The organism is Streptomyces spirodelae (assembly GCF_017676385.1).
Lineage (GTDB): Bacteria > Actinomycetota > Actinomycetes > Streptomycetales > Streptomycetaceae > Streptomyces > Streptomyces spirodelae.
The window spans coordinates 26,309-39,257 of the sequence record NZ_JAFFZN010000008.1 but is presented as its reverse complement, the minus strand read 5'-3'; the positions used below and the strand labels follow the sequence as shown (position 1 = coordinate 39,257).

Annotated in this window: 12 protein-coding genes; 8 read left to right on the top strand and 4 right to left on the bottom strand. The window is 71.6% G+C overall.

Going from position 1 to position 12,949, the window contains the following annotated elements; genetic code table 11:
- Positions 1–32: 32 nt before the first annotated feature.
- Together JW592_RS10975 and aceE are read left to right on the top strand one after the other, a co-directional pair.
- Positions 33–662 carry a GntR family transcriptional regulator gene (locus JW592_RS10975; RefSeq protein ID WP_209264792.1) on the top strand — a complete coding sequence of 210 codons (630 nt, stop codon included), beginning with the start codon at positions 33–35 and terminating at the stop codon, positions 660–662.
- 278 nt (positions 663–940) lie between these two features.
- Positions 941–3,628 (top strand): pyruvate dehydrogenase (acetyl-transferring), homodimeric type, encoded by a 2,688-nt coding sequence (aceE, locus tag JW592_RS10970; RefSeq protein ID WP_209264791.1) that lies wholly within the window; start codon positions 941–943, stop codon positions 3,626–3,628.
- Between the two features lie 161 nt (positions 3,629–3,789).
- On the opposite strand, the gene JW592_RS10965 is transcribed toward aceE, so the two are convergent.
- Positions 3,790–3,891 carry a methionine/alanine import family NSS transporter small subunit gene (locus JW592_RS10965; RefSeq protein ID WP_209264790.1) on the bottom strand — a complete coding sequence of 34 codons (102 nt, stop codon included), beginning with the start codon at positions 3,889–3,891 and terminating at the stop codon, positions 3,790–3,792.
- The gene (locus JW592_RS10960) at positions 3,891–5,417 is read right to left on the bottom strand and encodes a sodium-dependent transporter (RefSeq protein WP_209264789.1); all 1,527 of its coding nucleotides are present in this window, start codon (positions 5,415–5,417) and stop codon (positions 3,891–3,893) included. Before JW592_RS10960 ends, JW592_RS10965 begins: the two co-directional genes overlap by 1 nt.
- A gap of 74 nt (positions 5,418–5,491) precedes the next feature.
- Here JW592_RS10960 and JW592_RS10955 point away from each other — a divergent pair, with 74 nt between their 5' ends.
- Positions 5,492–6,484 carry a helix-turn-helix transcriptional regulator gene (locus tag JW592_RS10955; RefSeq protein WP_209264788.1) on the top strand — a complete coding sequence of 331 codons (993 nt, stop codon included), beginning with the start codon at positions 5,492–5,494 and terminating at the stop codon, positions 6,482–6,484.
- A 42-nt stretch (positions 6,485–6,526) separates the two neighbouring features.
- Here JW592_RS10955 and JW592_RS10950 read toward each other — a convergent pair whose 3' ends face one another.
- Positions 6,527–7,477, bottom strand: a complete 951-nt coding sequence (locus JW592_RS10950; RefSeq protein WP_307805371.1) for an SDR family oxidoreductase — start codon at positions 7,475–7,477, stop codon at positions 6,527–6,529.
- 177 nt (positions 7,478–7,654) lie between these two features.
- Here JW592_RS10950 and JW592_RS10945 point away from each other — a divergent pair, with 177 nt between their 5' ends.
- A complete protein-coding gene (locus JW592_RS10945) occupies positions 7,655–8,176 on the top strand; it encodes a DUF4240 domain-containing protein (RefSeq protein ID WP_209264930.1) in 522 nt (173 codons plus the stop codon).
- Positions 8,177–8,213: 37 nt separating this feature from the next.
- Here JW592_RS10945 and JW592_RS10940 read toward each other — a convergent pair whose 3' ends face one another.
- Positions 8,214–8,657 carry a MarR family winged helix-turn-helix transcriptional regulator gene (locus tag JW592_RS10940; protein WP_229375687.1) on the bottom strand — a complete coding sequence of 148 codons (444 nt, stop codon included), beginning with the start codon at positions 8,655–8,657 and terminating at the stop codon, positions 8,214–8,216.
- 205 nt (positions 8,658–8,862) lie between these two features.
- Here JW592_RS10940 and JW592_RS32680 point away from each other — a divergent pair, with 205 nt between their 5' ends.
- From JW592_RS32680 to JW592_RS10920, 4 genes are all read left to right on the top strand, one after another.
- A complete protein-coding gene (locus tag JW592_RS32680; RefSeq protein WP_229375685.1) occupies positions 8,863–9,867 on the top strand; it encodes an SMP-30/gluconolactonase/LRE family protein in 1,005 nt (334 codons plus the stop codon).
- 43 nt (positions 9,868–9,910) lie between these two features.
- Positions 9,911–10,798, top strand: a complete 888-nt coding sequence (locus JW592_RS10930; protein ID WP_209264786.1) for a TIGR01777 family oxidoreductase — start codon at positions 9,911–9,913, stop codon at positions 10,796–10,798.
- Between the two features lie 225 nt (positions 10,799–11,023).
- On the top strand, positions 11,024–12,511 hold the full coding sequence (locus JW592_RS10925; RefSeq protein WP_209264785.1) for an FAD-dependent oxidoreductase: 1,488 nt from the start codon (positions 11,024–11,026) through the stop codon (positions 12,509–12,511).
- A gap of 191 nt (positions 12,512–12,702) precedes the next feature.
- Positions 12,703–12,939, top strand: a complete 237-nt coding sequence (locus JW592_RS10920) for a hypothetical protein (protein ID WP_209264927.1) — start codon at positions 12,703–12,705, stop codon at positions 12,937–12,939.
- Positions 12,940–12,949 lie beyond the last annotated feature (10 nt).

Below are 12,949 nucleotides of genomic sequence, written 5' to 3'. Positions count from 1 at the left end.
GGCCCCACCACCTCGCTGCGAGGAGTGTCTTCATGACCCCGCCCGTCGTCCAGTCGCTGCGCGAGCAGATCCGCGAGCACCTCGTGGAGGGGATCGTCAGTGGGCGGTGGAAGCCCGGGGAGCGGATCGTGGAGCGGCGGATCGCGGTGGAGCTGGAGGTCAGCCAGACCCCCGTGCGGGAGGCGCTGCGGGAGCTGGAGGCGCTGCGGCTGATCGAGTCGTCGCCGAACAAGGGCGTGCGGGTGCGGGAGCTGTCGGCGGCGGATCTGGAGGAGATCTATCCGGTCCGGGCCGGTCTGGAGCAGATCGCCGCGGAGCTGGCGGTGCCCCGGCTGGCGGGGGACGTCACGGGGTTGCGGCCGCATGTGGCGGCGCTGTACGAGGCGGACCGGCGCGGGGACGGGGAGGCGCAGGTGCGCCACACCGTGGCCTTCCACCGGGAGCTGGTGCGGGCAGCCGGCAACAGCGTGCTGCTGCACACCTGGGAGGGGCTGGGCATCGAGGTGTGGACGGCGCTGTCGATCCGCTGGCTCGGTACGGTGCAGGAGTCGTACGCGGAGGAGCACGAGGCCGTGATGGCCGCCATCGAGCGATGTGACCCGGACATCGGCCTCCTGGTGAAGGAGCATGTGCTGGGTTGCGCCCCGGCGCCCCGGGACTGAGCGCCCCGGCAGGGGCGCGGGGAACTGCGCGACCAGCCGCCCGGGGCCCGCACTCGGCAACGCGCACCGGGCGCAGCGGCGAGCCCCCGGCATCCGGTGCCGACTTTCACGGCACGGAATGCCAATTTCGCGAGAAGCTTTGATCGATCATCGATCACAGGCGTAGAGTCCCTTCGTTGGGTGCCCCCTGTCCTGCCCGTCAGGGTTCACAACGCCCACCCGCACAACCGCCCTCCCGACCCGTTTGGAGGGGCCTACACGTCCGGAAGGTGGCCACCATGCCCGATCCCGTACGCCCGTATCCGAGCGAGCTGGACCAGCTCCCGGACCGTGATCCGCAGGAGACCGGCGAGTGGCGCGAGTCGCTCGACGCCGTCGCGGCACACGCGGGCGACGAACGAGCCGCGTACCTGGTGCGCCGTACCGTGGAGCACGCGCAGCACAGCGGTCTGGCCGTACCGGCCCTGCTGGAGACGGAGTACGTCAACACCATCCCGACCTCGGCCGAGCCCGCCTTCCCGGGTGACGAGGCGATGGAGTCCCGCATCACCGCGTGGAACCGCTGGAACGCGGCGGCCATGGTCACCCGCGGCAGCCGCTACGGCCTCGGCGGCCATATAGCGACGTTCGCCTCGGCGGCCTGGCTGTACGAGACGGGCTTCGAGCACTTCTTCAGGGGGAAGGAGGGCGACGGCAGTGGTGACCAGCTCTACGTCCAGGGCCACGCCTCCCCCGGCATCTACGCCCGCGCCTTCCTCGACGGGCGGCTCACCGAGGCGCACCTGGACCGGTTCCGGCAGGAGGCGGGAGGCGACGGGCTGCCGTCCTACCCGCACCCGCGCAGGCTGCCGTGGCTGTGGGAGTTCCCCACCGTCTCCATGGGTCTGGGCCCGATCTCGGCGATCTACCAGGCGCGGTTCAACCGCTATCTGACCCACCGCGGCATCAAGGACACCTCCGCCTCGCACGTATGGGCCTTCCTCGGTGACGGCGAGATGGACGAGCCCGAGTCGACAGCGGCGCTCGCCCTGGCCGGGCGGGAGCAGCTGGACAACCTCACGTTCGTCATCAACTGCAACCTCCAGCGGCTGGACGGCCCGGTCCGCGCGAACTTCAAGATCGTGCAGGAGCTGGAGACCCAGTTCCGCGCTGCCGGCTGGAACGTCATCAAGTCGCTGTGGGGCTCCGCCTGGGACGAGGTGTTCGCGCTGGACACCACGGGCGCGCTCACCCGGCGGCTGCGCGAGGTGCCGGACGCGCAGTTCCAGACGTACGCCACCCGCGACGCGGCCTACATCCGCGAGCACTTCTTCGGCGCCTCCCCGGCCCTGGTCGAGCTCGGCAAGCTGCTGTCGGACGACAAGATCACCGAGCTGTTCAAGACCTCCCGCGCCGGCCACGAGCCGCGCAAGGTGTACGCGGCGTACAAGGCAGCCGTCGAGCACGAGGGCGCCCCGACGGTGATCCTGGCGCAGACCGTCAAGGGCTGGACGCTGGGCCCGGGCTTCGAGTCCCGCAACGCCAACCACCAGATGAAGAAGCTCACCGGCAAGGAGTTCCGCGCCATGCGGGACCTGCTGGAGCTGCCCATCCCGGACAGCAAGCTGGACGACGAGCTGGTGCCGTACGTGCACCCGGGCCCCGACTCGCCCGAGGTGCGCTACCTCCAGGAGCGGCGCGCCGCACTCGGCGGCCCGGCGCCGGCCCGCAAGGTGCACCCGGTCGGCCTGCCCTCCCCCGCCGAGAAGCCCTTCGACGTGCTGAAGAAGGGCTCGGGGTCGCAGGAGATCGCCACCACGATGGCGTTCGTGCGGCTGGTCAAGGATCTGATGCGGGAGAAGGAGACCGGCAAGCGCTGGGTGCCGATCGTCCCGGACGAGGCCCGTACGTTCGGTATGGAGTCGCTGTTCCCGTCGGCCGGTATCTACTCGCCGCTGGGCCAGAACTACGACCCGGTCGACCGCGACCAGCTGCTGTACTACAAGGAGGCCAAGGACGGCCAGATCCTCAACGAGGGGATCACCGAGGCCGGTTCGCTGGCGGACTTCACCGCGGCGGCGACGTCGTACGCCACGCACGGCGAGCCGATGATCCCGTTCTACATCTTCTACTCGATGTTCGGGTTCCAGCGCACCGCCGACCAGTTCTGGGCGCTCGCCGACCAGCTCGGCCGCGGCTTCGTCATCGGCGCCACGGCAGGCCGTACGACGATGACCGGCGAGGGCCTCCAGCACGCCGACGGCCACTCGCACCTGCTGGCCGCCACCAACCCGGCGGTCATCTCCTACGACCCGGCGTTCGCCTACGAGGTGGGCGTCATCGTCAAGGAGGGCCTGCGCCGGATGTACGGCCCGGACGCGGCCGCGCAGGAGAACGTCTTCTACTACCTGACGGTCTACAACGAGACCAAGGTGCAGCCGCCCATGCCCGAGGGCGAGGGCGTCGAGGAGGGCATCCTCAAGGGCCTCTACCGCTTCAAGGAGGCGGAGGCCGCGCCCGCGGACGCCCCCCGTATCCAGCTGCTGTCCTCCGGAACGGCGATCCACTGGGTGCTGGAGGCGCAGCGCATCCTCGCCGAGGAGTGGGGCGTGGCCGCCGATGTGTGGTCGGCCCCGTCCTGGACGGAGCTGCGGCGTGAGGCCATGGAGTGCGACGCGGCGGCGCTGCGCGGTGAGGAGCGGGTGCCGTATGTGACCCGTGCGCTGGAGGGCGCGCCCGGCCCCGTGCTGGCCGTCAGCGACTGGATGCGTGCCGTGCCGGACCAGATCAGCCAGTGGGTCGAGCAGGACTGGGCCTCGCTGGGCACGGACGGCTTCGGCCTCTCCGACACCCGCGAGGCGGCACGGCGGTACTTCGGCGTCGACGCGGAGTCCGTCGTGGTCGCCGCCCTGTCGCGGCTCGCGCGGCGGGGCGAGGTCAAGGCGGAGGACGTCCGCCGGGCCGCCGAGAAGTACGGCCTCGCGTAGGCGGGCGCCTACGCTTCGCGGGGTCCATCTTCGCGGGGTGCATCCTCGTGGAGACGTGCCACCGGGGCTCGGGCCGTTGCCCGAGCCCCGAAGGGTTTGCCGCTGAGCGCGCAGTTCCCCGCGCCCCTTCGGGGCGCGGGGAACTCTGCTGTGCGGGCCGGCTACTCCGACGGGTGCTTGCGCAAGCGCAAGATGGCGGCGATCAGGCCGCCCCAGACGATCAGGACGGCCACGGCCATCATCACGATGGCTCCTGCGGACATCAGCGCACCTCCTCCCGTTCAGCGTCACCCTCGACGGGCGCTCCGCGCCAGGGGATGAGGGAGATCAGGACGCCCACGACCAGGGCGCCGACCGCGACACCCCACCCCGCCCAGGCGAGGAAGGAGGTGGGGTAGCCGCCGTAGTTCTCGTCGAACTCCTTGCGCAGGCTGTCGACCATCATCCAGCCGAGCACCAGCGGGGTGATCACCCCGAGGCAGACCCGCCACCAGACGCCCAGCCGCACCGCGGAGGTCTCATCCGCGTTGGCCTGGAAGGGCCGCAGGCGGCGCAGGATCCAGGCCATCACGACCAGGAAGAACAGCGCGGCCAGCGCGATGCCGTACTGGTTGATGAAGTGGTCGGCCGCGTCCAGCAGCGAGAGGCCGGCGTCCGTGGGGAAGAGGACCAGCGAGACGACGGCCACCAGACCGCCGACGGTCCACACGGCGGGCACGCGGCGCATGCCGGTGCGGTCCTGGACGGCGGAGATGACCACCTGCACGATGCTGACCAGCGAGGAGAGGCCCGCGATGGCCAGCGAGACGAAGAAGATGACGCCGAAGGCCGCGCCCAGCGGCATCTGAGAGATGACGGCCGGGAAAGCGATGAAGGCCAGGCCCACGCCTTCGCTGACCACGTCGTCGACGGCCGCGCCGTTGGCCTGCGCCATGAAGCCGAGGGTGGCGAAGACGCCGATGCCGGCGAGGATCTCGAAGGAGCTGTTGGCGAAGCCGGCCACCAGTGCCGAGCCGGTCAGGTCGGCGCGGCGCCCCAGGTAGGAGGCGTAGGTGACCATGATGCCGAAGCCGATGGAGAGCGAGAAGAAGATCTGCCCGTAGGCGGCGACCCAGACGCTGCCGTCGGTCAGCGCGCTCCAGTCGGGGGAGAAGAGCGCGTCCAGGCCCTTGCTGGCGCCGTCGAGTGTGACGGCGCGGACGACCAGGATCAGGAAGAAGAACACCAGGGCCGGGATGAAGATCTTGTTGGCCCGTTCGATACCGCGCCGTACACCCAGCGCGAGAATGGCCAGCACGATGATCCACACGGCCAGCAGGGGCCAGAAGACGTTGCCGACGAGGGAGCTGGGCAGCCCGGGCTCGCTCCCGGCCTGCAGGAAGTCCCCCATGAAGAACTTCTCGGGGTCCTTGCCCCAGTCCTTGCCGAAGGAGAATCCGGCGTACCGCACGGCCCAGGCGACGATCACCGCGTAGTAGGAGGCGATGACGAAGCAGATCACGACCTGCCACCAGCCGATGGCCTCGGCGGGGCGGGAGATCTGCCGGAACGCCGCAGGCGGCGACTTCCGGTACTTGCGGCCGACCGTGTATTCGAGAATGAGCAGCGGGAGCCCCGCCGTCAGCAGCGCGACGAGATAGGGCAGCAGGAAGGCCCCGCCGCCGTTCTTGTACGCCTCGGCGGGGAAGCGCCAGATGTTGCCCAACCCGATGGCGGAGCCGATGGCCGCCATCAGGAAGCCGGCTCGCGAGCCCCACTGTTCGCGCTGTTCGCGAGTTTGCTGAGACATGACCGTTTCCTTGTTCGTTGTATAACGGGCGGAACGGTAACAGCGGGACACGGCCCACGGGAGGGGTATTCAGCATGCGGGCAGCCCGGCTGATCAGGATGGTTCTCCTGCTCCAGACACGGCGGGAGATGACGGCCGCGCAGCTCGCGGAGGAGCTGGAGGTCTCCGAGCGTACGGTCTCGCGGGACATGCTGGCCCTCTCCGAGGCGGGCGTGCCGGTATACGCGGACCGGGGCCGCGCGGGCGGCTACCGGCTGATCGGCGGCTACCGTACGCGGCTGACCGGCATGGGCCGCAGCGAGGCGGAGGCACTGTTCCTGTCGGGCGTGCCCTCGGCGCTGCGGGACCTGGGCCTGGACGATGCGGCCTCGGCGGCGAAACTGAAGGTCTCGGCGGCGCTGGACCCCGCGCTGCGCGATGTGCACGCCAGCACGGCGCAGCGTTTTCACCTGGATGCCCCGGGGTGGTGGCAGGCGCCCGAGACACCGCCGCTGCTGCCCGCGCTGGCCGACGCCGTCTGGTCGGACCGCGGGGTGGCCGTCCGCTACAAGGGGAAGAAGAGCGAGGTCGAGCGGGAGCTGGAGCCGTACGGGCTGGTACTCAAGGCGGGCCGGTGGTATCTGGCGGCCCGTGTCCCGGCGGATGCCGACCGCCGGGGCCGGGACCCCTGGAGGGTGTACCGCGTCGACCGGTTCACCGAGGTCACCGTCCACGACGAGCACTTCGAGCGGGACGCCGATTTCGACCTGGCCGCGTTCTGGACGGAGCAGGCGGCCGCGTTCGCGCGCGCCATCCTGCGCGAGCAGGTGACGCTGCGGCTGACCGGGCCGGGCGCCCGCCGGCTGCGGTACGTCACCGACCGGACGGCCGCCGAGGAGGCGCTGGCACGCGGCACCGTCGACGACCAGGGCCGTACGACGGTGACGCTGCCGGTGGAGAGCGAGGAGGTGGCCTACGAGCAGCTCCTCGCTCTCGGCCCGGAGTGCGAGGTGCTGGCGCCCGGCTCCTTGCGGAGCCGCTGTGCGCAGGCGGCGCGCGCCATGGGTGCCCTCTACCTGGTGGAGTAGCCCCCAGGGGAGCAGTCCCCCCGCGCCCCTGGGGGTGCCGGGCTAACGGTAGGTGCCGGCGTCCAGCGGTCCCTCCGCGGTATCGAGGTCCTGCAGATACCGCCAGGCGTCCGGTGCCGAGCCGTCCACATCCGTGAAGCCGTAGACCTTGGCGAGGCCGCCGCTGGAGACGGACTGGCCGTTCCAGCGCGCCACGTCCGGGTCGGCGGCGAGCGCGGCCACGGCGCGGCCGACGAAGACGGGGCTCTCGGAGATGGCGAAGTTCGGGTCCTTGGCGCACCCGTCGCGCCAGTCGTCCTCCGACACCTTGAAATGGGTGTCGAGCATCGTCTCCGAGCGCAGCCAGCCGGGGGTCAGACAGACGGCGGTGGTGCCGTGCTCCTTGGTCTCCTCGGCCAGCGCGCGGGCGATCCGCAGGGGTGCGGTCTTGGCCAGGTCGTAGTAGACGGGCTGCCGGTAGCGCTGGTTGAACTCCTCGGTGCCGTCGGTGACCTCGATCAGCAGCCCGCCCGGCCGCCGGGTCAGCAGCGGCAGGGCGTACGTACTGGTGATGAGGTGGCTGTCGATGCCGAGCCGCAGGACGCGCAGCCCGTCGGCCAGGTCGTGCTCCCACAGCTTCTTGTCGAAGCCGACCAGGTGGTCGCCGCCCCACAGGTCGTTGACGAGGATGTCGAGGGCACCCTGTTCACGGTCGATACGTGCGAGGAGTTCACGCACCTGTTCGGGGTCGAGGTGGTCGACGGCGGCGGCGTGTCCGCTGCCCCCTCCACCGCTCGCACCCGCCTCGCTCGCCAGTTCGGCCGTCTCCTCGATGGTCTCGCTCGTCCTGCCGACCTCGCTGGCCCGCTCCCGGGTGGTACGGCCCGTCGCGTAGACGGTCGCCCCGGCGCGGCACAGCTCGACCGCCATGGCGCGTCCCGCCCCCCTGGTGGCACCCGCGACCAGGGCGACCTTGCCGGCCAGCGGCCCGCGGGAGCTGCTCGGTTCCTTCACTGTTCCTCCTTCGTTGCTGCGCTGGTTCGCAGGAAGAAGACGCTGGCAGCAATACCGGACAGCCTCTGTCGGATATCGAATACGGAATGCCGTGTGGTTCATGTCTCATAACGACACAGCCGCATCTGGCGCACTCCGCGTGCGCCACGCCGTCTCAGGCCCGATGCTGAGGGCGTGATGGACGAGACGGAGTTCTGGGAGCTGATCGACTCCACCCGCCAGGAGGCCGACGGCGACCCCCAGGAACAGGCGGATCTGCTGGTCGAGCGGCTCACCCAGCTCGACCCCGACGCGGTGACGTACTTCGCCCGCCACTTCGAGTCGCGCTACAACCGCTCCTACCAATGGGACCTGTGGGCCGCCGCCTGGATTCTGCTGGACGGCGCGAGCGACGACGCGTTCGACTCCTTCCGGTGCTGGCTGATCGGCCAGGGCCGGGAGGTCTTCGAGGGAGCGGCGCACGACGCCGACGCCCTCGCCGAGCTGCTGGACGACTTCGACGAGGAGCTCGACGGAGACGGCGAGGAACTGGGCTTCGCGGCCGACGAGGCGTACGAACAGCTGACCGGTACCGTCCTGCCCGACCTGGGCCTGCCGGAGGCACCGGCCGACCCGGACGGCGTGCCCCTCAACATGGAGGACCCGTTGGCGCTGGCCGACCGGCTGCCCCGGCTGTGGGACCGCTTCCGGGGGGAGTGAGCCCGCGCAGGTCTGCACCCGCCGCACGGCGGCCGGTTCACCCGGGCCGTACCGACTCCAGGTAGCCGGAGCACCGCGCCAGCAGTGAGATCAGCTGGGCGCGCTCCTCGTCGGTGAACTGGGCCGCCAGTCCCCGCTCGACCCGTACGGCGTTCTCGTCGGCTTCGGCCATCACCTGTGTCCCGAGCTCCGTCAGCCGGGTCTCCAGCACATTGCGGTGCCAGGGGTGGGGGGTGCGGGTGATCAGGCCGCGCTGCTGGAGGTTCTTGAGGACCGTGTTCATCGTCGGCGCCGTCACCCGGCAGGCCCGGGCGAGGGCGGCGGCCGGGATGCCGGGGTTCTCGGCGAGCTGGAGCAGCGCCGCGTACTGAGGGACCGTCAGCCCGGCAGGCTTGAGCACGGCGTGCTTGGTCGCGTTGAGCGCGTGCTCGGCTTCCTTGATGTGCGAGCCCAGGCGCTCGGAGGCGGGCATGGAGGTCATCCACGCATCGTAGCCACCAGCCCAAGGAGAAGAATCTTGACGAATATTAGAGCTCTAATAGACTTGCGTGTACATTCTCATGGGAGGGCCCTCATTCCCGTAGCGGTTCTTCACCGCTGACCTGGGCCCCTTCTGTCACTGGAGGCACACCATTTCCCGTCAGCCCTACCCCTCCCGGCGCCGTTTCGCGCTGACCGCGCTCGCGGTGGCTACAACGGCCACCTCGCTCACGGCGTTCACCGCGCCGCCCGCCACCTCGGCGACGGCCGCGCACACCGCACCCGCCGACCACTCCGCACCCGCGCCCCGGCTGCGGGTCTCGACCGCGTACGAGCTGCCCGGCGACCGCGTCTACCCGGAGGGGATCGCCGCCGACCCGTGCTCCGGCCGGCTGTACGCGGGCTCCTTCGAGACCGGCGCCGTCTACCGGATGACGCCCGGACACCGCGTGGCCGAGACCTTCCTGCCCGCCGGCACCGACGGACGGCACACCGCCAACGGCCTCAAGGCCGACCGTGCGGGGCGGCTGTGGGTCACCGACTCCACCAAGGGCGTCTTCGTCTACGACCTGCGCACCCGGCGGCTGCTCGCCCGGTTCGACGTCACCGGAAACGACCCCTTCTTCGTCAACGACCTCGTGCTGACCCCGGACGGCTCGGCCCATGTGACCGACAGCGTGCGCAACGTCGTCTACCGCGTCACTCCCGCACAGCTGGCCCGCGCCCAGGCGACAGGCGGGCGGGGGCGGCTGGTCACCCGCTTCGACCTGGCCGAGGCGGTGCCCCCACCCACCGACGAGGTGCCCTACGCCCTCAACGGCATAGCGGCCGGACCCGGCGGCCGCTATCTGGTCACGGTGGACATGACCGGTGGCGGCCTCTACCGCCTCGACCCGGTCACCGGCAAGGTGTCCCGCGTCCGGCTGCACGGCGCCGACCTGCGCAACGCCGACGGTCTGGAGACCGCGGGCGACAGGCTGTGGGTCGTCCACAACACCGACAACGCGCTGAGCCGCTGGCGGTTGAACCACGACGGTACCGAAGCCCGCCAGGAGGCCCGCGCGAGCGACCCCGGCCTCCAGATACCGACCACCCTGGTTCGGGAGCGCGGCACGCTGTTCGTGGTCCGCTCGCAGTTCGACAAGGGCGGACCGATGGGCCCCGGTACCCCGCAGACGCCGTTCACCATCGCCGCCGTACGGGGGCTGTGAGGCGCCGTCTGAGTGGTCGCTGCGGATACGTCAGGATGGGCGTATGCGTATCGCGGTCACCGGCTCCACCGGACTCATCGGCTCGGCCCTCACCCGCTCCCTGCGGGCCGAGGGGCACGAGGTGCTGCGGCTGGTACGGCGCCCTGCCGCGGCCGCCGACGAACTGCGCTGGGACCCCACGGGCGGCCGGGTGGCGGCGGCCGGACTCGCAGGCTGCGAGGCCGTCGTCCACCTCGCGGGCGCACCCGTGGGCGCGCGCCGCTGGACGGACAGCTACAAGCGCGAACTGCGCGAGAGCCGAGTGCTGGGCACCCGCACCCTCGCCGGCGCCCTCGCCGCGCTGGACACTCCGCCCCGCACCCTGATCGTCGGTACCGCGATCGGCTATTACGGCGACACCGGGGATGCCGCCGTCGACGAGAGCGCCGGGCCCGGCAGCGGCTTCCTGGCCGAGCTGTGCCAGGACTGGGAGGCCGCGGCGGGTGCCGCCCGGGACGCCGGTATCCGTACCGTCCTCGGCCGCACCGGGCTGGTCGTCGCGCGCGGGGGCGGGGCGTGGGGGCGGCTGTTCCCGCTCTTCAAGGCGGGGCTCGGCGGACGGCTGGGCAGCGGCCGCCAGTTCTGGAGCCATATCGCGCTGCACGACCACGTGGCGGCGCTGCGGTTCCTGCTGGAGGAGGAGTCGCTGTCGGGCCCTGTGAACCTCACCGCGCCGGAACCGGCCACCAACCGTGAGGTCACCGCCGCCATGGGCCGCGTGCTCCACCGCCCCACTCCCTTCGCCGTCCCCGCGCCCGTGCTCCGTGTCGCACTCGGCGAGTTCGCCGCGGACGTACTGGGCAGCCAGCGGGTGCTCCCCCGCAGGCTGCTGGACGCCGGTTTCCGCTTCGCCTTCCCGACGGTGACGGACGCCATCCGCGCCGCCCTCTGAGCCCGGGTATGCATCCGGGCGCCCCCCGCGCGACGTACCGGAGAGGCGATCACACACCAACGCTCGAACACGGGTATGAGGAGGGCGCGCCGGGGCATCAGGACGAGAGCCGGATGCCCCACTTGGGCACAAGAACGCACGTACAGCACCAACGCGACAGCAGCGAGAAGGCCGAACCGACCAGCCCCCATCAGACCCGCACGCGCGTCGACGTCGGGAGGAAATGTGCTGACCAGCAGCGCACACGCAGACACCCGCACCGGGACCGGCCACGAGGAGGTGGAAGGCGCCGGCAGAGAGCGGACGGCGGACGTGGTGATCGTCGGTGCGGGACTGGCCGGCCTGGCCGCCGCGCACCGGCTGACCGCGGCCGGCCTGCGTGTCCTCGTCCTGGAGGCGGCCCCCGCGGCCGGGGGACGGCTGCGCACCGACCACCTGGAGGGGTACCGCCTCGACCGCAGCCCGGGGGTGCTCAGCCTGGACAGGGACGCCGACGCGTTCACCCGGCTGCCCGCACTGGAGACGCTCTCACTGCGCCCGTTCGCGCCGGGGGCGCTGCTGCACGCGGAGGGCCGCAGGCACCGGGTGGCGGCCCGCAGGACGGAGCGCGGCTCCCAGCCGGTGCGCGCCGGCCGTACGGCCCTGCTCGACCGGCGCACGAGGGGCGCAGGAAGCACGCGAGGCGCATCGACCGCGCTGAAGACGGCACGCGCACTGACCGGCGCGCGCACCCGAGCCGACATGTCCGACGCACTGGGACTCGTCCGGCTGCGCGTCTCCCTGGCGCGGTTCGCCTCGGTGCCGCCCCAGGGGCTGCTGTCCCGGCCCGAGGTGCCCACCTGCCAGGCGCTGACGGACCGGGGTCTGCCCTCGCGTCCGGCGGAGACGCTGGTGCGCCCGCTGCTGACCGCGCTGCTGTCGGACCCGGCGCTGACGACCTCCAGCCGCGTCGCCGACCTGACCCTGCGCGGCTTCGCACGCGGCGGACTCGGCGTACCCGCTGGCGGCCAGTCGACGGTTACGGAGCTGCTGGCGGCGGCGCTGCCTCCGGGCACGGTGCGTACCGGCGTACGGGTCACCTCCGTGAGCACACACGCGGTGCAGACCGAGGCGCACGGCACCTTCGGCTGCGCCGCCGTGCTGGTGGCGACCGGTGCCCGCGCGGCCGCCACGCTGCTGCCGGGGCTGCGGGTGCCCCAGTTCCACCCGGTGACGGTGCTGCACCACGCCGCGGAAGAGCCGCTGCCGCCGAGCGTGAGCGGACCCTCCTTCACCGTCTGCGCCGAGCGGGACGGCACGGAACCCGACCCCGTCAGCCACACCTGGGTGGCCTCGTCGGTCGACCCCTCGCGCGCCGCGCCCGGCCGGACGCTGATCACCTCGGTCGTCCTGGGTGAGCGGGCCGCCGAGCCGCCCACGGCGCTGGACAAGGCGGCGCGGCTGCAGCTCGCGGGCGTCTACGGCACCTCGACGGACCGCTGGGAGCTGCTGGCGGCCTACCACGACCCGGACGCGGTGCCCGCGATGCCGGCCCCGCACGACCCCCGGCGACCGGTGCGGGTGCTGTCCGGGCTCTATGTGTGCGGGGAGCACCGGGACACCAGCACCCCGCGCGGGGCACTGAGTTCGGCGGAGCGTGCCACGGAGCAGATCCTGCGGGACTTCGGGCGTCCGGCAGCGTGCGCCGAGCCCGTGCGGGAGACCGCCGCCTAATCGAACAAAGATCCCGAACTCCCTGATGACCAGCGGGTTTTGTCAGTGGGGGCGGGTAGAATCGAGGTAGTTCCAGCAAGCGCACCGACGTCGTGAGGAGACCGTCGATGACTGCTGTCCGTTCCCGTACCTCTCGTTCACACTCCCGCCCCACCACCCGCGCCCAGCACCAGCAGCAGCACCTGCCGAAGATGTCCACCCTGCCCGTCCTGCCGAAGAAGCCGCTCCCGGCCGGCCGGCCGCGCGAGTGGTACGAGACGCACAACCGCCAACTGAAGGCGATGCGGATCGCGATAGCCCTGCTCGACACCGGCGTCTACACCGCCGAGCAGGCACGCAACCGCACCATCCGGGCGACGGCCCACCGCATCGGCGTGCACCCGCCGTCGCTCACCACCTGCCGCCTGGTGCGGTCGCTGCTGCCCTGACACCGGGGCT